Below are 22,017 nucleotides of genomic sequence, written 5' to 3'. Positions count from 1 at the left end.
CGTGTCTGCGAGCCCGGTATGGGCGACGGCGGGCAAGGGTAACACGCACTTTCTCCGCCGAGCAGGCAGCGGCTTCCGATCAGCGTGGATGCTCCAGCGGCTGTGGTTGGCGGCGGTGCTCATCGCTGTCCGACGGTCGACCGGTATCAGGATCATCGGAGTCTGAGCCCTCGACTTCGTCATGCGGTGTTATCAGGGTGCCGCGACGAATCTGCTCGTCCATGCTCTCCCTGCCCACGGCGGGCGCGGGCACCCGGGCCGGATCCAGGCGTGGGCCGGATGGATCGGTAGGGCCTGGCGACTCGGCCAGGGCGAGACTGCTGACGGCCAGCAAAACGCTCGGTAGCAGGCGAGTGATCATGTTGCTCTCCTCGGGGTGTGCGCATTCTCAGCTTTGCGATGGCAGGCATGTTCCGCGGCGGCTCGAAGATGGCAGGTAGCAGTCGGCGGTGCGGAAGGCCTTGAAGTTGTGACCCCGCAGGTCGGTGAGTGTTCGGCCAGGTGCCGCAGCGCTTTTGCCGGCCGAGAGCGGCTGCTAGTGTCGCGCCTTGGAGCTGATGAGCGAGGCCCTGATGATGAAGATGGACGTGGACGGGCTTGCCGCCCTGCTGGGGGAAACCCTGCGACGCAATGGTGCGCAGGTAAGTACTGCCGAGTCCTGTACCGGTGGCGGTATCGCCGAGGCGATCACGCGCGTCCCGGGCAGCTCGGCGTGGTTCGAAGTCGGTTACGTGACCTACTCGAATCGGCAGAAGACTGCGCTGCTCGGTGTCCCAGAGCCGTTGTTGGTGCAGGTCGGCGCGGTAAGCCGGGAGGTGGTCGAAGCCATGGTTCTCGGCGCCCAGCGGCTCTCGAGCGCGCGTTATGCCGTTGCCGTCAGTGGTATTGCCGGTCCGGACGGCGGTACGCCAGACAAGCCGGTGGGCACCGTGTGGCTGGCCTGGGCGGATAGCGATCGGGTGTGCAGCCAGCGCCGGCGTTTCGATGGTGATCGGGCTGCGGTGCGTGCGCAGACGGTGCACTGTGCGCTGAACGGCCTCTTGTCGCTGAGCCGCGGAGAAAATCTGCCTCAGGGGTAGGCGAGAAACTTGCCCTATGCTCTAATACTGTCTACTTATACAGTTGTTTTTGCCTGACAGGCTTTGCTGACTACGCGAGGAATCCAATGGACGACAATAAGAAGCGCGCTCTGGCTGCGGCTCTGGGACAGATCGAACGGCAATTCGGCAAGGGCGCGGTGATGCGCATGGGCGATCACGAGCGTCAGGCGATTCCGTCCATTTCAACCGGCTCTCTGGGTCTGGATATCGCGCTTGGTATCGGCGGCCTGCCGAGAGGGCGAATCGTCGAGATCTACGGTCCGGAATCCTCGGGCAAGACCACCCTGACCCTTTCGGTGATTGCTGAAGCGCAGAAGCTCGGCGCCACCTGCGCGTTCGTCGATGCCGAACACGCGCTGGATCCCGACTACGCCGGCAAGCTGGGGGTCAACGTCGACGACCTGCTGGTTTCTCAGCCGGACACTGGCGAGCAGGCGCTGGAAATCACTGACATGCTGGTGCGTTCCAACGCCGTTGACGTGATCATCGTCGACTCGGTTGCCGCGCTGGTGCCCAAGGCCGAGATCGAAGGCGAGATGGGCGACACTCACGTCGGCCTGCAGGCTCGCCTGATGAGCCAGGCCCTGCGCAAGATCACCGGCAACATCAAGAACGCCAATTGCCTGGTGATCTTCATCAACCAGATCCGCATGAAGATCGGTGTGATGTTCGGCAACCCGGAAACCACCACCGGCGGTAACGCACTCAAGTTCTACGCTTCGGTGCGTCTGGACATCCGTCGTACCGGCGCGGTGAAGGACGGTGACGAAGTGGTCGGCAGCGAGACCCGTGTCAAGGTCGTGAAGAACAAGGTCGCTCCGCCGTTCCGCCAGGCCGAGTTCCAGATCATGTACGGCAAGGGTATCTATCGCACCGGCGAGATTATCGACTTGGGCGTTCAGCTTGGTCTGGTCGAGAAATCCGGTGCCTGGTACAGCTACCAGGGCAGCAAGATCGGACAAGGCAAGGCGAATGCAGCCAAGTACCTGGAAGATAACGCCGAAGCCGGCAATGCGCTGGAAAAGCTGATCCGCGAAAAGCTGCTGGTACCCTCCGGTCCGCGTTCGGCGGTAGCCGATGAAGTGGACGATACGGCCGAAGCGGACGTCTGATCCGTCGATGGCCACGCCGCTCGACACTCCGGTTGCCGTGCGCCGCGCGGCGATGGACCTGCTGGCTCGTCGCGAGCACGGCAGGGTCGAGTTGTCGCGCAAGCTACAGCGCAAGGGCGCCCCTGCGGAGCTGATCGAATCGGCGCTGGATCGGCTTGCGGATGAGGGTCTGCTGAATGAGGGCCGCTATCTGGATGCCTACGTCGCCAGCCGGGCGCGTGCCGGCTACGGCCCGCTGCGTATCCGCGAAGAGCTGGCCCAGCGTGGTCTGCTGAAAGCACAGGTCGAAGAGGCGCTGCAGGCGTGTGCGGTCGACTGGAGCGAGGCGCTGCAAGAACTGTGGCGTCGACGCTTTGGTGTACTGCCTGGCGATGTCCGGGAGAGGGCCCGTCAGGGCCGCTTTCTGGCCTATCGCGGCTATTCGATGGAGCAGATCTCCCGCGTGTTGCGTGGCGCCTCTATCGACGACTGAGCAAGCAGCCGGTCATCAATGCACATCGATCTGCGCTCGGCTTTAGCCAGGCTGGCCGAGCGCAGCGGGTCTCTCTTGTGTCGCGAGCACGCGTGGGCGTCAGGCCCAGTGTTGCTCCAGGTTGATGAAGTCCAGCAATTCGCGCAGGCGACCGTGGTCACGACCATTGAAGACGAACGCCAGGCGTGTCAGATGGCAGAGTTCCGGCTCGTCGCTTTCCGATTCGCAGTAGGCCTGCTGACTGAATCCGTCGCGCAGGCATAGGTCGGCGAAGTCCTTGCCCAACTGTGTCAGTGCCGTCTGTTTCAGCGGGTGGTTCATGCGGATCACGAAGGTGTCCTTGAGCCAGCGACTGGAGTGGAAGTTGCGGTAGAACTGGGCAATTTCCTCGGCCGCATCCTCGGCACTATGGACCAGGCGAACCAGATGCATGTCGCTGGGCAATATGTAGCGGTTGTCTGCCAACTGCTCCTGGATGAACGTCAGCGCGCCCTTCCAGTAGTTGCCGCCGGGCTCGTCGAGCAGTACCACCGGCACCAGGGGGCTCTTGCCGGTCTGGATCAGGGTCAGAACCTCCAGCGCTTCATCAAGGGTGCCGAACCCGCCGGGGCAGAGCACCAGCGCGTCGGCTTCCTTGACGAAAAACAGCTTGCGCAGGAAGAAGAAATGGAAGGACAGCAGGTGCGCACTGTCGTGCACGGTAGCGTTGGCGCTCTGCTCGAAGGGCAGGGTGATGTTGAATCCCAGACTGTTTTCCAGGCCTGCACCTTCATGGGCTGCAGCCATGATGCCGTCACCCGCGCCGGTCACCACCATCAGTTCGTAGCGTGCCAGCAGGGCGCCAAGCTCGCGCGCCAGAGCATAGAGCGGATGGTCGATCGGCGTGCGCGCCGAGCCGAACACCGTGACCTTGCGCCGGCGTTTGAACTGCTCGAGGCTGGCAAAGGCGTTCTCCATCTCGCGCAGGGTCTGCAGCATGATCTTGGCGTCCCAGCGATTGCGGTCTGCCTGGGCCATGCGGATCACGGTCACCAGCATTTCACGGTAGAGCGCGGTGTTGGGGCTGCCGCTGGCGGCGGCAAGATTCACCAGTTCGTCGATCTTCTCTGCGAGATCGATCCCGCTGGTCTGGTAGTGACGAGACAGGTACTCGTCGGACTCGAAAGGCATAAACGCTCCTTGTAGTGAAGACCCGGCTGCTCGCCGAGCCCGGGCGCGAAGTCGATACTCTGCGCCACTCAGAGGGCGATCTGCTCGCCGGGTTCCGGAATATTGGCCTCCCAGTGCAGTTCATCACGCAGACGCTGCTGCAGAATCTGCATTTTTTCGAACTCGCCGTGGACCAGATAGAGTTCCGGACGGTGGTCGAAGTTCTTCACCCAGTCGACCAGTTGCGATTGCCCGGCATGGGCGGAGAAACCGCCGAGCGTGTGAACCTTGGCTTTCACCGCAATGCGTTGGTGCAGCACCTTCACCGTGTCGATGCCGTCGACGATGGAGCGGCCCAGGGTGCCCTTGGCCTGGAAGCCGGGGAACACCAGATGACACTCCTCGCGCCAGAGGTTGTGCTTGAAGTGGTGAACGATGCGCCCACCGGTACACATGCCGCTGCCGGCGATGATGATCGCGCCGCTCTTGATCCGGTTGATTGCCATCGACTCCTCCGGCGTTGGCGTGCAACGCAGGATCGGCAGCCAGTCTTCGATGCGCTTGATGCCGTTCTTCTGCAGCATCGCGTGCTGCTCGGGATCGAAGTACTCGTGGTGACGCGAGTAGATGGCGTTGGCGCGGATGGCCATCGGACTGTCGAGGAATACCGCCTGCTGCGGCAGCCGACCCTGCTGATAGAACTGGCCGAGGTAGTAGATCAGGTCCTGGGTGCGGCCAACGGCGAAGGAGGGGATCAGTACGTTGCCGCCGTCACGATGGGCCTGCTGAAGTATTTCGGCCAGCTCGTCGAGGGTGTCCTGGCTGCAGCGATGGTCGCGGTCGCCGTAGGTCGATTCGAGCATCACCAGGTCGGCCTGCTTGAGGATTGCCGGCGAGCGCATCAGGGGTGAGCAGGTATTGCCCAGGTCGCCGGAAAACACCAGGCGCCGGCTGATGTGATGGTCCTGCACCACCAGCTCGACGATCGCCGAGCCGAGGATGTGCCCGGCTTCGTGATAGGTGAGTTCGACGCCTGGAGCTATCTCCGTCGGCTGGCCGTAGTTCAGCGCCTGCCGCTGGCCCAGCATGCGTTCGGTGTCGGCGACGGTGTAGAGCGGCTTGACCGCAGCCTTGCCCTGGCGCAGACGCCACTTGTTCTCCCATTCGGCGTCCTTCTCCTGGATATGCGCCGAGTCCAGCAGCATCAGTTCCATCAGGTCACAGGTCACTTCGGTGGCGAAGATCGGCCCGCGGAAACCGTCGGCAACCAGCTTGGGCAACAGGCCGGTGTGGTCTATGTGGGCGTGGGACACCACCACCGCGCTGAGCTCGGCGGGGTTGAATGGAAATCCGCTGCTGTTGCCTTCTTCGTCTTCGCGACGGCCCTGGCGCATGCCGCATTCGAGCAGCACCTTGGCGCCGTCGCGGCTCTCGATCAGATAGCAGGAACCAGTGACCTGGCGAATGGCGCCAAGGAAATTAAGCAGAGCCATGAGTTCTCCTCTTGGGGTAAGGTCGCCAGCTTGACGGCAGTTGCCCAGGCCAGGCTTGACGCATGTCAGCGTCGCCCGCAAAGCGGCTGTCTAGACTGCGCAGAACGTTGCCAACGGAGGTCATTATGTCCCAGATACTGCCGAGTATGGCCGAGCTGGATGCCCACTCTCAGTCCGAGCCGGAGTTTTCCACCTGGCGAGAAGGTTACGGGCCTTTTCAACACGCCCCGGAAACCCAGGCGGCCGTCTTCCGGTTGGCGCACCAGCTGGTGCAGCTGGGCATGCAGCCCGATCTTGCCAGTGTCTATCGCATGCTCGCGGCGCTGGATCGGCTCGGTTCGGCCGGGCTCTGGCTGGTGGTACACATGACCTATGCCGCTCGGGTCTCGCCCGATGGCGCACCGCTGCAGGCGGAAGATTTCAAACCGATCCCGGAAGGCCACACCGGCGGCGCGCTGAACATGGTCCCGGCCTACGCCGGCTACCTGGCTCTCAATGCACTGACCGGCCAGACCCGCGGCTGGCTGATGGGGCAGGGGCACTGCGTGGCCGCCATCGAGGCGCTCAACCTGCTGACCGCCAACCAGCATCCTGAGCAGGCCGAGCGCTACGGTTTCGATGAGGCCGGCATGAGCCGTCTGGTTGCCGATTTCTACAGCTACGCCCAGGCAGCGGATGGCAGCCCGGGCATCCCCCTGGGCAGCCACGTCAATCCGCATACCGCAGGTGGCATCGCCGAGGGCGGCTATCTGGGCTTTGCCGAGCTGCAGTACACGCACATGCCGCTGCCGGGCGAGACGCTGGTAGCCTTTCTCTCCGACGGCGCCGCCGAGGAGCAGCGTGGCAGCGACTGGATGCCGCGCTGGTGGCGCGCCGAGGACAGTGGTGTGGCACTGCCGGTGATGATCGCCAACGGCCGACGGATCGAGCAGCGTACCGAGCTCGGCACCCACGAAGGCCTCGAGGGTTTCCGCCAGCATCTGCGCCGCTGCGGTTTTGATCCGATCACCTTCGACGGTCGTGACCCGGCCGCCTTCGTCTGCGCGCTGTGGGAGATGGAGCAGCGTACCGCCCGGCGCGTGCAGGAAAAGAACAGCGGCATCCTGCGCTATCCGTTGCCGATGCCCTATGCCATTGCCGAGACCGTCAAGGGTTTCGGTTTCTTCGGTGCCGGTGGCAACGCCGCGCACAACCTGCCGTTGCCCGGCAATCCGTCGCGCGATGGCGAGGCCCGCTCGCTGTTCAATCAGCATGCCGCTCCCTTGTGGGTGGCACCGCGTGAGCTGGCCGCCGCCCGCGAGCTGTTCCTCGCCACGCGCGAGCAGCGGCCGCTGGAGCGTGACAACGCCCTGGCCCAGCGGGCGCCCGCCGCACCGAGCATTCCGCTGCTCGGCTACCGCGCCGAGAGTTGCTCACCGATGAGCGCCCTGGACGATTTCTTCGTCGCCTTGACCCAGGCCAATCCGCAGCTGCGCCCGCGCGTGGGCAATCCCGACGAGCTGGCCAGCAACCGCTTGGGCGGGGTGCTCAAGGCCTTGCGTCATCGGGTCTGCGAGCCGGAGAGCGAGCTGGAAGCGGTCGATGGCCAGATCATCACCGCGCTCAACGAAGAGGCGGTGGTATCGGCGTGCCTGGCGAACCAGGGTGGCCTGAACCTGGTGGCCAGCTATGAGGCCTTCTGCGTCAAGATGCTCGGCGCCGTGCGCCAGACACTGATCTTCGCCCGCCAGCAGAAGGAGGTTGGCCGGCCTGCCGGCTGGCTCGGCTGGCCGCTGGTGGCCACCTCGCACACCTGGGAGAACGGCAAGAACCAGCAGTCGCACCAGGACACCACCTTCTGCGAAACCCTGCTCGGCGAGATGAGCGACATGGTCCGAGTGCTGTTTCCGGCCGATCACAACAGCGCCCTGGCGCTGCTGCCGTCGATCTACCAGGCGCGCGGCCAGCTTGCCTGCATGGTCATACCCAAGCGCGAGCGGCCCTGCCATTTCGACCAGGCCCAGGCCGAGCGGCTGGCCCGTGACGGCGCCATCGTGGTCGACGAGCAGCCGGGCGAGGGGCCGCTGCTGCTGATCGCCAACGGCAGCTACCAGCTGGCGGAAATGCTCCGCGCGGCGGCCCGCCTGAAGGACGCCGGTTTTGCCTACCGCTTGGTTTACCTTCAGGAACCAGGACGTTTCCGCGCCCCGCGTGACCGCTGGGAGATGGACTACGTGGCAGCCGAGACGCTGGTCGAGGCGCTGTTCCCCGAGCGCTACGAGAGCCGCATCCTGCTCACCCACATGCGTCCGGAAGTGGCTCGCGGCCACCTCTGGCCGATCCTGCCGGATGCGCGCAAGAGTTCGGTGCTGGGTTATCGCAACCGCGGTGGCACGCTGGACGAGGCCGGCATGCAGTTCGCCAACCGGGCCTGCTGGGCGAACGTGCTGGCGGCGTCAGCGCGCTTGCTGGATCTGCCGCGTACCGCGCTGCTGACGCCCGCAGAGGCCGCTGCCGTGGCGGGCAAGGGCGATCCGCGCCTGCTGCGTTGATGAGGCTCGTTAGCGGTGGGCGCAAGCTGCGCCGCCGCGCCTTTACTCGGCGCAGTCGTCGCTGCTGAAACGCTCGCGGGTCACCGGCAGGTTGCTGCCCAGCTCGCTGAATTCGTAGCGCAGGATGGCGCCACGCTCGAGCAACTGACGAAAACCTGCATTGCTGCAGACGCTGCTGCCGAGCTGGTTGCGCACGCTGTCCGGGTTGCCGCGCATCTGCGCGGCATGGACGGGGCGCACGCTCAGGTGGTTGATCAGCTCGGTGCCTTCCACCGTGTAGCCCTGATCGAGGATGTCTTCATTGATCGCCCGCGGGGTGCCCTTGCTGCTTTCCCGGGCGACCTTTTCCAATGCGCGCGTCAGCTCGAAGTCTTTCAGGGAGGCAGCCTGGATGGCGCAGGGCAGCAGCAGGGCGGCGATAAGAAGCAGACGGTGCATGCGGATCTCCATACGGTGGATGTTGGCGGGCTGCTCGAGGTGTTCGTGCAGTCCGGCGGCGAGCCCTGGACGATGGCTTGCGGGTCGTGCGAGGCAGCGGTTGCGGTCGGCGTAGGACCGGCTCGCCGGGCGACGGTTCAGCGCAGGATATCCGATCCGCCGCGGCGCGCCATGCGGCATTGCTGCGAGCCGCCTGCCGACTGATAGACTTGCGCCCCTTTTCGATCGGGAGGCAGGCATGTCGCACGCGGTTTCAAGGCTCTGTGCCGAACGTCTGGCGCGCAGCAGCAAGCCTTTCCTGGCGCGCGGTTCGCGCGACCCGCGTTGCCCGGAGTGCCGGGTGGCGCTGCGGCATTGCGCCTGCGCCTGGCGACCGCGGGTGGATGCACATTCCGCCTTCTGCCTGCTGATGCACGACATCGAGCCGCTCAAGCCGAGCAACACCGGCTGGCTGATCGCCGATGTGGTTGCCGACACTCATGCCTTCGGCTGGACCCGCACGGCAGTCGAGCAGGGTCTGCTGGCGCTGCTGGATGATCCTCGGTGGCAGCCGTTCCTGGTCTTCCCTGGCGAGTACGTCGCCAGCGAACGGGTGGTCAGCGAGGTGCCGCGTGTGGCGGGGCGACGGCCGCTGTTCATCCTGCTCGATGCGACCTGGACCGAGGCGCGCAAGATGCAGCGCAAGAGCCCCTACCTGGATCGCCTGCCGGTGCTCAGCCTGCAGCCGGAGCAGCTGTCGCGCTACCGCCTGCGGCGTTCCACCCGTGGCGAGCATTTGTGTACCGCCGAGGTTGCCGCGCTCTGTCTGGAGCTGGCCGGCGATGAGTGCGCGGCCAATGCGCTGGACGCCTGGCTCGACGTGTTCAGCCAGCACTACCTGGCGGCCAAACGCCACCGCGCACCCGACCTGCAGGACCCGGCGCACCTCCACCTGCAGGCTTTGCTGGACGGGACGCGCGCGCCGGCTGCCGACTGAACGCAGCTGCGCTCAGACAGCTACGCGCCTGGGCCAGAGCTGGGCGACCAGCATCCCCGCGAACATCAGTCCACAGCCGACGTAGCCCCGCGCCTGGAGCATCTCGTCGAGGAACCAGGCGCCGGCCAGGGCGGCGAACACCGCCTCCAGCGAGAAGATCACCGCCGCGTGGGAGGCGAGGGCGTCGCGCTGGGCGATCACCTGCAATGTGAAGCCGATGGCGACGCCAATCAGCGCGCCGTAGAGAATCGCCGGACCTGCACCGAGCAGGGCGGGCAGGGTGATCTCTTCGAACACCAGCGCCAGCAGCAGGCTGATCACCCCGCAGGCGGCGAACTGCAGTACGGCCAGGCGCAGCGGGTCGTGACGCCGCGCCAGCGAACCGATCATCAACACGTGCACGCCCCAGACCACCGCGCCGGCCAGTTGCAGCCAGTCGCCGGAAGCCACCTGGAAGTTCTCGCCGACGCTGAGCAGGAACATCCCGACCACCGCCAGGGATGCGCCCAGCCAGGTGCCCAGTCCGGTGCGCTGGCCGACCAGCAGCCCGATCAGCGGCACCATGATCACGTAGAGCCCGGTGATGAAGCCGGAGTTGGTCACGCTGGTGAATTGCAGGCCGACCTGCTGCAGATTGATCCCCAGCGCCAGCACCACTCCCATCAACAAGCCACCGAACCAGAGTCCGCGACTGGCGGGTTGGATTGGCGGGGCGGCAGAGTCACGTCCACCCGGCCGCCAGAAGAACAGTGGCAGCAGTACCAGGGTGGCCAGCAGAAAGCGCGCGCCGCTATAAAGGAAAGGGCCGACATGCTCCATGCCGCGGGTCTGGGCGACGAACACCGAACCCCAGATCATGGCCGTCAGCAGCATCAGAAGGTCGGCGCGCAGAGCTCTGTTCTGCATGGTGGTTCTCGTTGGCGAAAGCCGGCGATTCTGCCGCAAAGCATCGGGCTTGACCACTTGGACAGGGCTGGGCATGCTGAGCGCCCTTCGGCCTCCACAAGAAGAATAGGGAACAGTTCATGGCCGCTTATGAAATTCTCATCGCCGACGACCATCCCCTTTTTCGCAGCGCCCTGCAGCAGGCCCTGACCCTGGGTCTGGGCCCGCAGGTGCACCTGGTGGAAGCCGACAGCATCGCCGCACTGGAAGCCCGTCTGGCCGAGCGCGCCGATTGGGATCTGGTGCTGCTCGATCTGAACATGCCGGGCGCCTACGGCTTTTCCGGTCTGGTGTTGCTGCGCGGACAGTACCCGCAGCTGCCGGTGGTGATGATCTCGGCTCAGGAAGAACCGGCCGTGGTGGCACGGGCGCGAGAGTTCGGCGCCAGCGGTTTCATTCCCAAGTCCTCGCCGCTGGAGACCCTGCAGCAGGCGGTGCGCAGCGTGCTCGACGGCGACACCTGGTGGCCGCAGCAGGATCTTGCCGAGGGCGCCGTGAGCGACGAAGCCAAGGCGGTCAGCGCCGGTCTGGCGAGTCTGACGCCGCAGCAGTTCCGCGTCCTGACGATGGTCTGCGACGGCCTGCTGAACAAGCAGATCGCCTATGAGCTGAACGTCTCCGAGGCCACGGTCAAGGCCCACGTCACCGCCATCTTCCGCAAGCTCGGCGTACGTACCCGTACCCAGGCTGCCCTGTTGCTGCAGCAGCTGGAATCCATCCCGCGCAGTTGATCCACCCGTCGAGGACAAGGAATGTCAGCCATACCCGGTAAGCGCGGCGTCGCGCGTATCTATCACGCCATCGGTTATTCGTTTGCCGGCCTGCGTACGGCCTTCTTCGGCGAGGCGGCCTTTCGCCAGGTCGTGCTGCTCAATGGGGTGCTGGTGCCGCTGGCGTTCTTCGTTGACGTCAGCCGCGGCGAGCGCGCGCTGCTGGTTGGCGTCTGCCTGCTGGCGCTGATCGTCGAGCTGCTCAATTCGGCAGTGGAGGCGGCCATCGACCGCATTTCCCTGGAACGCCATCCCCTGTCGAAGAATGCCAAGGACATGGGCAGCGCCGCGCAGCTGGTGACCCTGACGCTGATCACCGCGGTCTGGCTGCTGGTGCTGCTGGGCTGATCATCCTCAGGCGCGCGGCAGCTCGATCAGATCACTGCGTGCGACGCCGGCAGTCAGCGCCTGGCACTGCTCGAGGAATTCGCGCATCGCTGCGCTCTGGTACTTCTGCCGGTGCCAGATGAAATAGAACTGCCGTCTAAGGTCCAGCTCCGGGGTTGCCAGCTCGACCAGGCTGCCGCGGCGGAAGGCGTCGCGCAGCGCCAGCCGGGAAATGCAGCCAATCCCCAGGCCCGATTCCACCGCACGCTTGATCGCCTCGGTGTGCTCCAGCTCCAGTCGCACGTTGAGGCGACCGGGATAATGGCGCAAGGCATGCTCGAAGGTCAGGCGGGTGCCTGAACCCTGTTCACGCAGGATCCAGTTTTCCTCGGCCAGCTCGGCGATGCGCAGCGCGCCGGCACCTGCCAGCGGATGGTCGGGCGCGCAGAACACCACCAGCTCATCCTCGACCCATGGCGTGACCTCGACATCCGGGTGATGACATTCGCCCTCGATCAGTCCCAGATCCAGCTCCTGCTGGGCGATCTGCTCGACCACGCGCGAGGTGTTGTGTACCTGCAGCTGCACCCGGCATTCCGGATGGCGCTGCATGAAGCGGCCGATCAGCAGCGTTGCCAGGTAGTTGCCGACGGTGAGGGTGGCGCCGACGTTCAGCGAGCCGAAGCCGCTGCGGCCATCGAGCAGGTTCTGTACCTCGCGGGCCTGGTCGAGCAGGGCCACCGCCTGTGCCAGCAATTGATGGCCCAGGGCATTGAGGCGCAGGCGCTTGCCGATGCGGTCGAACAGCTGGCAGTCGAACTGGCGCTCCAGCTCGGTGATCGAGGTACTGGCCGCCGACTGCGACATTGAAAGGAACTCCGCCGCGCGGGAGACGCTCTCCTGGCGGGCGGTTGCGACAAAAACCTCGAGTTGGCGCAGGGTGAACCGCATATCTGTATAACCGATTAGTGATATTTAGATAATTCGTTTAACAGATATCCTGCCGGTTCCTAGAATGGCCCGCAACTGCATTCCCGGTTTCCTCGGAGGACATCGCCGCCATGAGCAATCTGAACGTCGAGCGCGTGCTCAGCGTCCATCACTGGAACGACACCCTGTTCAGCTTCAAGACCACCCGCAATCCCGGGCTGCGCTTCGAGAACGGCCAGTTCGTGATGATCGGCCTGGAGGTCGAAGGGCGGCCGCTGATGCGCGCCTATTCGATTGCCAGCCCGAACTACGAGGAGCACCTGGAGTTCTTCAGCATCAAGGTGCCGGACGGCCCGCTGACCTCGCGCCTGCAGCACCTGCGCGAAGGCGACAACCTGATGATCAGCCGCAAGCCGACCGGCACCCTGCTGCTCGACGACCTGCTGCCGGGCAAGCATCTCTACCTGCTCAGCACCGGCACCGGCCTTGCGCCCTTCATGAGCGTGATCCAGGACCCGGCCACCTACGAGCGCTTCGACAAGGTCATCCTGGTGCATGGTGTGCGCTACGTGAACGAGGTCGCCTACCGCGAGTTCATCACCGAGCATCTGCCGCAGAACGAGTTCTTCGGCGAGGCGCTGCGCGACAAGCTGATCTACTACCCGACCGTGACCCGCGAGCCGTTCGAGAACCAGGGCCGGCTCACCGACCTGATGCGCAGCGGCAAACTGTTTGCCGACATCGGCCTGCCGCCGATCAACCCGCAGGACGACCGCGCGATGATCTGCGGCAGCCCGAGCATGCTCGACGAGACCAGCGCGGTGCTCAACGAGTTCGGCCTGAAGATCTCGCCGCGCCTGGGCGAGGCGGGCGACTACCTGATCGAGCGCGCCTTCGTCGAGAAGTAGCACTACGCGCTCGCCGCCTCGGCGGCTGAGCCACACCGCGCAGTCGCCGTACAGCTGTCCTTCTCCCTCCGGGAGAAGGTGGCGCGCAGCGCCGGATGAGGGATGCGTCGGCGGGCAGGGTACCTGGCGTGCTCTGGCTTGAAGCGGCGGCGAGTCGCCTGAAACCTCCCTCACCCGCCTTCGGCACCCTCTTCCGAAGGTAGAGGGAAAAGCTGCGAGCGTTCGAAGCTCTGTTCAGCACCACACGGCATCACATAGCACCACCGCCCCGCAGCTGTCCTTCTCCCTCCGGGAGAAGGTGGCGCGCAGCGCCGGATGAGGGAAGCTTCGGCGGGCAGGGAGATGGGCTTGGTCGCAGCATCGGCGGGCAGGTTGCCCGGCCTCAGTCCCGCTCGACCTCCAGCACCCGGATCACTCCCGCCCGCGGGTAGTGCCAGCGCACCTGCACATCCCACAGCAATACACCGTAGCGGCGCTCCGGTTCAGGGCGCTGGTAGGCCGGGCGCGGGTCCTGCGCCAGGCATTGTTCGATCAGCTCCACCAGGGGCTCGCCCAGACGCTGTGCATGCGCCTGGGCCTGGGCGAGCGCCGCGGCGTCCCACTCCACCGCGATGGGGCAGGGCGGGGCGTCGGCGATGGCGTTGTGCGCGCCGGCCACGCTGTCGGCGTAGGGTACGTAGGGCTTGATGTCGAGCACCGGGGTGCCGTCGAGCAGGTCGATGCCGGAGAGCCGCAGCCGTCCAGGCTCGATGCCATCCAGGCGTACCACCGACTGGCCGATGCCGTTGGGACGATGGGTGGCGCGGCTGGCGAACACGCCGATGGAGCGATTGCCGCCCAGGCGCGGCGGACGCACCTTCAGTCGCGGTTTGTCTTCCAGGGCCTGGTGAAACAAAAACAGCAGCCAGACATGGCTGACCTGCTCCAGCCCCTGCAGTGCCTCGGGCTGATCGAATGGCGGCACGAGTTCAAGCACGCCGCGCGCCGCGGGGGCGAGCAGGGGCTGACGGGGAATGGCGAATTTTTCCTTGAAGCAGGAGCGGACAAAACCGATCGGATCTACCTGGTAGGACATGGCGGCGGCCGGACGCGGGCAAAGGCCGCCATGCTACTGCATCGTCACGCTGGCCGCGCTGTTCAAGCCACGGCCGTCGGCGTCACTCGAGGTGGAAGCCACCGTCGATGGGGATGATCGCACCGGTCATGTAGGCCCCGGCGGTACTGGCGAGCATCACCGCCAGCGCGCTCATCTCGTCCTCGCGGCCCCAGCGCTTCATCGGGATGACCGCGCAGTCTTCGGCCATGGCCTCGGCATCGTTGGAAATGTGGCGGGTCATCTTGCTCGGGAAGCGCCCCGGCGCGATCACGTTGACGTTGATGTGCTCGCTCACCAGCTCGCGCGCCAGCATCCGCGACAACTGGTGCAGTGCCGCCTTGCTCGGGCCGTAGGCGTAGGCGTTCTCGCCGTGGGCGGTGATGCCGGCCACCGAACCGATGTTGATCACCCGCGCCGGGCTCTCTTCGGTGCCGGCCTTGCGCAGCAGCGGCAGCAGCTGCTGGATGCAGCCGAACACCGAGGTGACGTTCAACTGCATGCACTTCTCCCACCCGGACATCGGGTAGCTTTCCAGCGGCGCGCCCCAGGAGGTGCCGGCGTTGTTGACCAGGATGTCGAGCTTGTCCATCTGCTGGCCCAGCTCATGGGCCAGGGCCTTGATGCCCTCTTCGTGGACCAGGTTGGCGGCGATGCCATGGCACTCGCCAAAGGCCGACAGCTCGGCCGCAACATCCGCGCAGGCCTGGGCGTCACGCGCGCAGATCCACACCCGCGCGCCGGCTTCGAGCAGGCCCTTGGCGATCATGTGGCCAATGCCGCGGGTGCCGCCGGTGACCAGGGCCGTGCGGCCCTTCAGGGAAAAGTACTGGTGCATCTGGGAAATCCTCCAATGGCGATGACTCCACCCTAGCGTGCCCTTGGCGCTGTGGCAGGCACTATTGCCGGCGCAAATGCCGCTGCATCCACGTCGGGCCGCTCTTGAGTCCGGCCGGGCGAATCCAGATAATGCGCGCCACGCCGGTGTAGCTCAGTCGGTAGAGCAGCGCACTCGTAACGCGAAGGTCGCAGGTTCGATTCCTGTCTCCGGCACCACATAAATCAAGGCCTGCAGCGATGCAGGCTTTTTTATTTTCTGTGTGCGGGCAGCCCGGACCCGCAAACAGCGGATTTTCCTGCGTACCCGCCTGCGTACCGCTCTTGTGCCTGCCAGCCAGGCGCCTGTTTCGATTTCGGGCTGAACTCAGCCTGCCTGCCGGGTTACAGTTCGGCTTTTACCGCCTCACCCAGGAGCAGTCGCGTGAACACGGAAAACCATTCCCAGACGGCCGCCTTTCTCTGGTCGATTGCCGACCTGCTGCGCGGTGATTTCAAGCAGTCGCAGTACGGTCGCATCATCCTGCCGTTCACCCTGCTGCGCCGTATGGAATGTGTTCTGGAACCGACCAAGAACGCGGTGATCAGTGAGGCCTGTGCGCAGGAAGGCCGTCCTGATCTGGTGCGTGAGCGGCTGTTGCTGCGCGCAGCCGGGCAGCAGTTCTTCAATGCTTCCAAACTGACCCTAGGCACGCTGTCCGACACCCAGACTGCCGCCGACCTGATGAGCTATGTGCAGTCCTTCTCCAAGGACGCCCGCGAGATCTTCGAGCACTTCCACTTCGAGGACTTCGTGCAGCAGCTCTCGTCGGCCAACCTGCTGTATCAGGTGGTGCAGCGCTTTGCCGCCACCGACCTGAGCCCCGAGCGCATCAGCAACTTCGGCATGGGCATCATCTTCGAAGAGCTGATCCGCAAGTTCGCGGAAAGCTCCAACGAAACCGCCGGGGAGCACTTCACCCCGCGCGATATCGTGCACCTCACCACCTCGCTGGTGATCACCGGGCAGGACGACAAGCTCAAGCCCAACAGCATCGTCACCATCTACGACCCGACGGCCGGCACCGGCGGCTTCCTCTCCGAGGGCGACGAGTACATCCAGTCCATAAGCCAGCAAGTCACAGTGTCGCTGCACGGCCAGGAGCTGAACCCCGAGTCCTACGCCATCTGCAAGGCGGATATGCTCATCAAGGGCCAGGACGTCACCAACATCAAGCTGGGCAACACCCTGTCCGACGACCAACTGCCCGACAGCCGCTTCGACTTCATGCTCAGCAACCCGCCGTTCGGCGTGGAGTGGAAGAAAGTGCAGAAGCAGATCACCGACGAGCACACCGACAAGGGCTTCAACGGCCGCTTCGGCCCCGGCCTGCCGCGCGTGTCCGATGGCTCGCTGCTGTTCCTGCTGCACCTGGTAAGCAAGATGCGTGACCCGCGTGAAGGTGGCTCGCGCATTGGCATCATCCTCAACGGCTCGCCGCTGTTTACCGGTGGCGCCGGTTCGGGCGAGTCGGAGATTCGCCGCTACCTGCTGCAGAACGATCTGGTCGAAGCCATCATCGCCCTGCCCACCGACATGTTCTACAACACCGGCATCGCCACCTATGTGTGGGTGCTGAGCAACCACAAGGCCGCCGTGCGCCAGGGCAAGGTGCAGTTGATCGATGGCAGCCAGCACTTCGCCAAGATGCGCAAATCCCTCGGCAGCAAGCGCCAGTACATTACCGAGGAGCAGATCGACGCGCTGGTGCGCCTGTATGGCCGCTTCGAGGAAACCCCGCAGAGCAAAATCTTCCCTGTCGAAGCCTTCGGCTACCGGCGCATCACCGTCGAGCGCCCGCTGCGCCTGAATTTCCAGGCAAGCCCGGAGCGCCTCGAAAAAGTGCTGGCAGAAAAAGCCATCGAGAAGCTGGACGCCCCGGCACGCCGGCGCCTGATTGAAGCCCTACAAGCCATGGACGCCAGCGTGCTGCACCGCAACCGCGAGCAGTTCAGCAAACTGCTGAAAAAGACACTCAGCGCCCACGATGTATCGCCCAGCACGCCGGAGCTGAAGGCCATCCTCAACGCCCTGAGCGAGCGCGACCCAGAAGCCGATATCTGCATGGTCAAAGGCCAGCCGGAAGCCGATGCTGGCCTGCGCGACAACGAGAACGTGCCGCTGGGCGAGTCGGTGTACGACTACTTCGAGCGCGAAGTGAAACCCCATGTGCCGGATGCCTGGATCGACGAAAGCAAGACGGATGCGCAGGACGGTGAAGTCGGTGTGGTTGGCTTCGAGATTCCCTTCAACCGCCACTTCTATGTATTCCAGCCGCCGCGCCCGCTGGCAGAGATCGACCGCGATCTGAAAGCCTGCACCGACCGCATCAAGCAAATGATCGAGGGGCTGTCGGCATGACATTTCCCTGCTACCCGAAATATAAGGCGTCAGGCTTTTTGTGGTTGGGGGACGTACCTGAGCATTGGACGCTCAAGCGCCTTGGCCATTACTTTGAAGAGCGCCGCGAAAGGGCTAGTGATACTGAGTTCGAGCCTCTGTCAGTCACCAAGAACGGGATTGTTCCTCGGCTTGAAAGCGCAGCAAAAACTCAGGACGGAGATAATCGAAAGAAGGTTCTGGCAGGCGATTTTGTTATCAATAGCCGCTCTGATCGAAAGGGCTCATCCGGGTTATCGCCACTCGATGGCTCGGTTTCGTTGATCTGTACCGTATTGATCCCGGCTGGATTGCACGGTCCATATATCCATCACTTATTCAGAAGCGAGCTGTTCCAAGAGGAATATTACCGTTGGGGTAAGGGGATAGTTGCTGACCTCTGGAGCACGAATTTTTCTGACATGAAGAATATTGTGCTGGGAGTCCCTTCTGAAGAAGAACAAACCCAAATCGCCCGCTTCCTCGACCACGAAACCGCCCGCATCGACGCGCTGATCGAAGAGCAGCAGCGCCTGATCGAACTGCTCAAGGAAAAGCGCCAGGCCGTCATCTCCCACGCCGTCACCAAAGGCCTCGACCCGACGGTGCCGATGAAAGACTCCGGCGTGGAGTGGCTGGGCGAGGTGCCGGCGCATTGGGTAGTAAGCAGGGCGAAGCTTGTATCTGACATATTCGTGCCCCAGCGAAACAAGCCAGAGCTAAACGATAGTGAAGGTATTCCTTGGGTAACGATGGAGGATATGAACGGCGGATATATCTCGGCCACGAACCTCAAAGTCACAGAGCTTGCTGCCCGTGAGGCAGGCTCTAAAGTGCTCAAAAAAGGAGCCGTCATTGCAAGCTGTGTCGGACGCTTCGGGATAGTTGCAATAAACGCTGTTGATGTTGTTATCAATCAGCAGCTTCAAGCTTTTGAGCCCAGGAAAATTAAGGCTGAGTACCTGAGAAGCATCGTCTCGTTATCAAAAGAGTATTTTGAGCTGATTGGTACCGCGGCAACACTGGTTTATGTGAATCAGCAGGGCTTTGAAAACCTTCCAGTCTTGGTCCCCTCTGCCGGCGAGCAAGAGTCAATTTGTTTATATGTCGATGAGGCAAATGCTCGATTTGATGCATTGCTTTCGCAATCGCTCGAGTCGATAGAGTTACTCCAAGAACGCCGTTCCGCCCTTATCTCCGCCGCCGTGACCGGCAAAATCGACGTACGCAGCTGGCAGCCACCGGCCAGCACCCAAGCCCCCAAGTTAGAAGTAGCAGAGGCCAACTAAATGGCGGACAGCAAGGAAGCTCAGTTCCAGCAGGACATCATCACCGCCATGGTCGCCCAGGGCTGGCTGACCGGCCCGGCCAGCGGCTATGACCGGCGCACGGCGCTGTATACCGAGGACTTTCTCGGCTACTTCAAGGACGCTTGGCCCGAGCGCTGGGACAAGTTCGCCAAGGCCAACCCGAATAATCCGGAAGCGGTGCTGATACAAAAGCTGGTACGCGAGCTGGAGCAGGACGGCACCCTGGAGGTGCTGCGCCATGGCTTTAAGCTGCCGGGGGTGAAGATCGAGGCCTGCAGCTTCAAGCCCGACCACGGCATGAACCCGGACACCCTCAAGCGCTATCAGTGCAACCGCCTGCGCGTGGTGCCGGAGGTGTCGTATTCCCCTCACTACCGCGAAGGCGCCGATTCTTCACAGAGCTACAACCCGCGCCTGGATCTGGTGCTGTTCGTCAACGGCATCCCCGTCGCCACGCTGGAGCTGAAAAGCGAGTTCAAGCAGAGCGTGGAAAACGCCAAGCGCCAGTACCGCTACGACCGCCCGGTAAAAGACCCACTGACGCGCAAGCCCGAGCCGCTGCTGACCTTCAAGCGCGGCGCGCTGGTGCATTTCGCGGTCGGGCAGAACGAGGTGGCGATGACCACCAAGCTGGCCGGCAAGGACACCTTCTTCCTACCTTTCAACCTCGGTAGCCTCGACGGCGGCGCCGGCAACCCGCCTGCGCCGGATGACAGCCAGTACGCCACCGGCTACCTGTGGCAGCGCCTGTTCCAACCGGATGCCTGGCTCAAGGTGCTGGGCCGCTTCCTGCACCTGCAGAAGAGCGTGAAGGAAGATGCCGACGGCAAGCGAGTGACCAAGGAGGCCCTGATCTTCCCGCGCTACCACCAGTGGGAAGTGGTCAACACACTGATCGAGACCACCCGCAGTGAGGGGCCGGGCAAGCGTTACCTGATCCAGCACAGCGCCGGCTCCGGCAAGTCCAACTCGATTGCCTGGACGGCGCATCAGCTGGCCTCGCTCTACGATGCCGAGGGCCAGCGGCTGTTCAACTCCGTGATCGTGATTACCGACCGCACCGTGCTGGACAAGCAGCTGCAGGACACCATCTACCAGTTCGAGCACGCCCAGGGCGTGGTCAAGTGCATCACCCGCGATATCGGCAACCAGAGCAAGTCCGAGCAGCTGGCCGAGGCGCTGGCCGAGCAGACGCGCATCATCATCGTCACCATCCAGACCTTCCCGGCGCTGTTCGATGCGCTGGACAAGTACCCCAAGCTGGCCAGCGGGCGCTATGCGGTGATCGCCGACGAGGCGCATTCCTCGCAGACCGGCTCATCGGCCAGCAAGCTCAAGCAGATTCTCGGCAGCGATGCGCCGGAGGCTGAGGAGATCAGCGCCGAAGAGCTGCTGGACGCCGCCGTGGCTGCCCGCGCGCCCAACGAGCGAATCAGCTATTACGCCTTTACCGCCACGCCCAAGGCGAAGACCCTGGAGCTGTTTGGTCGCCCGGCCAACCCGGCGTTGCCGGCGAGCGCCGACAACAAACCCGAGGCGTTTCACCTCTACTCGATGCGCCAGGCCATCGAGGAAGGCTTCATCCTCGATGTGCTGCAGAACTACACCACCTACAGCACCGCCTGGAAGATCGCCCACCCGGACGGCGACGACGAGGAGGTGGACTCGAAAAAGGCGCGCATGAAGCTGGCGCGCTGGGTGCGCCTGCATCCGTACAACATCAGCCAGAAGGTGGAAGTGATCGTCGAGCACTTCCGCGCCAATATCCGCCACCTGCTGGGCGGCCAGGCCAAGGCCATGGTGGTCACCAGCAGCCGGCAGGAGGCGGTGCGCTACCAGCTGGCGGTGCAGGCCTATGTGAAACAGATGGGCTACAACGATGTGCACCCGCTGGTGGCCTTCTCCGGCAGCGTACTGCCGGACGGGGTGATCCCCGAAGAGGTGACGGAAAGCAGCAGCCTGCTCAACCCCGGCCTGAACGGGCGTGACCTGGCGGAGGCCTTCGACACCCAGGACTTCAACGTGATGATCGCCGCCAACAAGTACCAGACCGGCTTCGATCAGCCCAAGCTGTGCGCCATGTACGTGGACAAGAAGCTGCAGGGCGTGGACTGCGTGCAAACCCTGTCGCGCTTGAACCGTACCTTTGGCGACAGCAAGCCGACCTTCATCCTCGACTTCTTCAATGACGCCCAGGACATTCTCGACGCCTTTCTGCCGTACTACACCAAGGCCGAGCTGACCGACGTGACCGACCCGCAGCTCATCTATGACCTGCAGAAGAAGCTGGATGCCGAGGGCATCTACCATTGGGAGGAAGTAACGGCGTTCGCGCTGGCCTTCTTCGACCCCAAAGCCGCTGCCAGCAAACTCAGCTACTACTGCGCGCCAGCCAGGGAGCGTTTCGCCAAGCGCTACAAGCTGGCCCAGGAATCACGCCAGCACGCACTGGAGTTCAAGCGTACTGCCGAGCAGAACGGCGACAGCGCCGGCCTGAAGAAGGCCGAAGCAGCCGTGAAGGAAGCCGGCGAGCAGGTGGATCAGCTCGACCTGTTCAAGAAGAACCTGCAGAGCTTCGTGCGCCTGTACGAGTTCCTTTCGCAGATCATTCCCTATGAGGATCGCGAGCTGGAGCAGCTGTGCGTGTATGCCAAGCACCTGCACCCGCTGCTGCGCGTGGATCGACTCGATCAGGAAGACGTGGACGTGGGCGAACTGCAACTGACCCACTACCGCCTGACCAAGCGTGCCGAGCATCAGCTGCGGCTGAGCGAAGAAGACGGCGACTACGGCCTCGATCCGGCCACAGGACTGGGCAGCGGCAAGCCCCATGACCCGGAGAAGAAGCGGCTGTCGGAAATCATCGAGGCGCTCAACGATATCTTCGGTGCCGAAGTGAGCGATGAAGACCAGCTGCAGTTCCTCACCGGCATTGCCAATCGCATCAGCCGCCAGGAGGATGTGATGGCCCAGGTGAACAGCCACTCGGTCGAGCAGGTGATGCACGGCCTGTTCCCCAAACGCGTGCTCGATACCGTGCTGGACGCCATGACCGACCACGAGAAGCTGTCGCTGGAAGTGCTGGATAACGAGACCAAGAGCCGGGCGTTTGCGTTGGTGATTTTGAAGATGCTGACGCAGCAGGCTGGGGTTTCGACCCAGGTTTGAATGACGCAAGGGCTGAAAAGCATGGAAGCTCTCAGGTGA

The 22,017-nt window shown here is 63.9% G+C and carries 19 protein-coding genes and 1 tRNA gene; 12 read left to right on the top strand and 8 right to left on the bottom strand.

What is annotated here, in order from left to right:
* Positions 1-79: 79 nt before the first annotated feature.
* Positions 80-361, bottom strand: coding sequence for a hypothetical protein (locus DBO85_RS04435; RefSeq protein ID WP_108105650.1), 282 nt, complete (start codon positions 359-361; stop codon positions 80-82).
* 220 nt (positions 362-581) lie between these two features.
* Between DBO85_RS04435 and DBO85_RS04430 the strand changes: the two genes are divergently transcribed.
* The 3 genes from DBO85_RS04430 to recX all read left to right on the top strand — a co-directional run bounded on the left by DBO85_RS04430 (position 582) and on the right by recX (position 2,684).
* Entirely contained in the window at positions 582-1,079 is a 498-nt protein-coding gene (locus tag DBO85_RS04430; protein WP_108105951.1) for a CinA family protein, read from the top strand.
* Between the two features lie 86 nt (positions 1,080-1,165).
* A complete protein-coding gene (gene recA, locus DBO85_RS04425) occupies positions 1,166-2,212 on the top strand; it encodes a recombinase RecA (protein ID WP_108105648.1) in 1,047 nt (348 codons plus the stop codon).
* Positions 2,213-2,219: 7 nt separating this feature from the next.
* The gene (recX, locus tag DBO85_RS04420) at positions 2,220-2,684 is read left to right on the top strand and encodes a recombination regulator RecX (protein ID WP_108105646.1); all 465 of its coding nucleotides are present in this window, start codon (positions 2,220-2,222) and stop codon (positions 2,682-2,684) included.
* Between the two features lie 99 nt (positions 2,685-2,783).
* Here recX and DBO85_RS04415 read toward each other — a convergent pair whose 3' ends face one another.
* Positions 2,784-3,854: an LOG family protein gene (locus DBO85_RS04415; protein WP_108105644.1), complete on the bottom strand. Its 1,071-nt coding sequence runs from the start codon at positions 3,852-3,854 to the stop codon at positions 2,784-2,786.
* Between the two features lie 68 nt (positions 3,855-3,922).
* Positions 3,923-5,326, bottom strand: a complete 1,404-nt coding sequence (locus tag DBO85_RS04410) for an MBL fold metallo-hydrolase RNA specificity domain-containing protein (RefSeq protein WP_108105641.1) — start codon at positions 5,324-5,326, stop codon at positions 3,923-3,925.
* Between the two features lie 125 nt (positions 5,327-5,451).
* Here DBO85_RS04410 and DBO85_RS04405 point away from each other — a divergent pair, with 125 nt between their 5' ends.
* Complete coding sequence (locus DBO85_RS04405) at positions 5,452-7,857, top strand: phosphoketolase family protein (RefSeq protein WP_108105639.1); 2,406 nt, start codon at positions 5,452-5,454, stop codon at positions 7,855-7,857.
* A 42-nt stretch (positions 7,858-7,899) separates the two neighbouring features.
* Here DBO85_RS04405 and DBO85_RS04400 read toward each other — a convergent pair whose 3' ends face one another.
* Complete coding sequence (locus DBO85_RS04400; RefSeq protein ID WP_108105949.1) at positions 7,900-8,295, bottom strand: quorum-sensing-regulated virulence factor family protein; 396 nt, start codon at positions 8,293-8,295, stop codon at positions 7,900-7,902.
* A gap of 238 nt (positions 8,296-8,533) precedes the next feature.
* Between DBO85_RS04400 and DBO85_RS04395 the strand changes: the two genes are divergently transcribed.
* Entirely contained in the window at positions 8,534-9,271 is a 738-nt protein-coding gene (locus DBO85_RS04395) for a tRNA-uridine aminocarboxypropyltransferase (RefSeq protein WP_108105637.1), read from the top strand.
* Between the two features lie 12 nt (positions 9,272-9,283).
* Here DBO85_RS04395 and DBO85_RS04390 read toward each other — a convergent pair whose 3' ends face one another.
* Positions 9,284-10,177 (bottom strand): DMT family transporter, encoded by an 894-nt coding sequence (locus tag DBO85_RS04390; RefSeq protein WP_108105635.1) that lies wholly within the window; start codon positions 10,175-10,177, stop codon positions 9,284-9,286.
* A gap of 119 nt (positions 10,178-10,296) precedes the next feature.
* Here DBO85_RS04390 and erdR point away from each other — a divergent pair, with 119 nt between their 5' ends.
* Both erdR and DBO85_RS04380 read left to right on the top strand, forming a co-directional pair.
* Entirely contained in the window at positions 10,297-10,947 is a 651-nt protein-coding gene (gene erdR / locus DBO85_RS04385; RefSeq protein WP_108105633.1) for a response regulator transcription factor ErdR, read from the top strand.
* 21 nt (positions 10,948-10,968) lie between these two features.
* On the top strand, positions 10,969-11,334 hold the full coding sequence (locus DBO85_RS04380; protein WP_108105631.1) for a diacylglycerol kinase: 366 nt from the start codon (positions 10,969-10,971) through the stop codon (positions 11,332-11,334).
* 6 nt (positions 11,335-11,340) lie between these two features.
* Here the strand turns inward: DBO85_RS04380 and DBO85_RS04375 are convergent, their stop codons facing one another.
* A complete protein-coding gene (locus DBO85_RS04375; protein ID WP_108105629.1) occupies positions 11,341-12,264 on the bottom strand; it encodes a LysR family transcriptional regulator in 924 nt (307 codons plus the stop codon).
* Between the two features lie 110 nt (positions 12,265-12,374).
* Between DBO85_RS04375 and fpr the strand changes: the two genes are divergently transcribed.
* On the top strand, positions 12,375-13,151 hold the full coding sequence (fpr, locus tag DBO85_RS04370; RefSeq protein ID WP_108105627.1) for a ferredoxin-NADP reductase: 777 nt from the start codon (positions 12,375-12,377) through the stop codon (positions 13,149-13,151).
* A gap of 382 nt (positions 13,152-13,533) precedes the next feature.
* Here the strand turns inward: fpr and tsaA are convergent, their stop codons facing one another.
* Both tsaA and DBO85_RS04360 read right to left on the bottom strand, forming a co-directional pair.
* Positions 13,534-14,226 (bottom strand): tRNA (N6-threonylcarbamoyladenosine(37)-N6)-methyltransferase TrmO, encoded by a 693-nt coding sequence (gene tsaA / locus DBO85_RS04365; RefSeq protein WP_108105625.1) that lies wholly within the window; start codon positions 14,224-14,226, stop codon positions 13,534-13,536.
* A gap of 82 nt (positions 14,227-14,308) precedes the next feature.
* Positions 14,309-15,082 carry an SDR family oxidoreductase gene (locus DBO85_RS04360; RefSeq protein ID WP_108105623.1) on the bottom strand — a complete coding sequence of 258 codons (774 nt, stop codon included), beginning with the start codon at positions 15,080-15,082 and terminating at the stop codon, positions 14,309-14,311.
* Positions 15,083-15,224: 142 nt separating this feature from the next.
* On the opposite strand from DBO85_RS04360, the gene DBO85_RS04355 reads away from it, so the two are divergent.
* From DBO85_RS04355 to DBO85_RS04340, 4 genes are all read left to right on the top strand, one after another.
* Positions 15,225-15,300: transfer RNA gene (locus tag DBO85_RS04355), tRNA-Thr, on the top strand.
* A gap of 205 nt (positions 15,301-15,505) precedes the next feature.
* The gene (locus DBO85_RS04350; RefSeq protein WP_108105621.1) at positions 15,506-17,482 is read left to right on the top strand and encodes a type I restriction-modification system subunit M; all 1,977 of its coding nucleotides are present in this window, start codon (positions 15,506-15,508) and stop codon (positions 17,480-17,482) included.
* Positions 17,479-18,789 carry a restriction endonuclease subunit S gene (locus DBO85_RS04345; RefSeq protein ID WP_108105619.1) on the top strand — a complete coding sequence of 437 codons (1,311 nt, stop codon included), beginning with the start codon at positions 17,479-17,481 and terminating at the stop codon, positions 18,787-18,789. The genes DBO85_RS04350 and DBO85_RS04345 overlap by 4 nt, the downstream gene beginning before the upstream one ends.
* A complete protein-coding gene (locus DBO85_RS04340) occupies positions 18,790-21,978 on the top strand; it encodes a type I restriction endonuclease subunit R (RefSeq protein WP_108105617.1) in 3,189 nt (1,062 codons plus the stop codon).
* The last annotated feature ends 39 nt before the right edge of the window (positions 21,979-22,017 follow it).

It is taken from the genome of Pseudomonas mangrovi (assembly GCF_003052585.1).
In the GTDB taxonomy this organism is placed as follows: Bacteria; Pseudomonadota; Gammaproteobacteria; order Pseudomonadales; family Pseudomonadaceae; genus Aquipseudomonas; species Aquipseudomonas mangrovi.
This window is presented reverse-complemented; position numbering and strand designations above follow the sequence as displayed.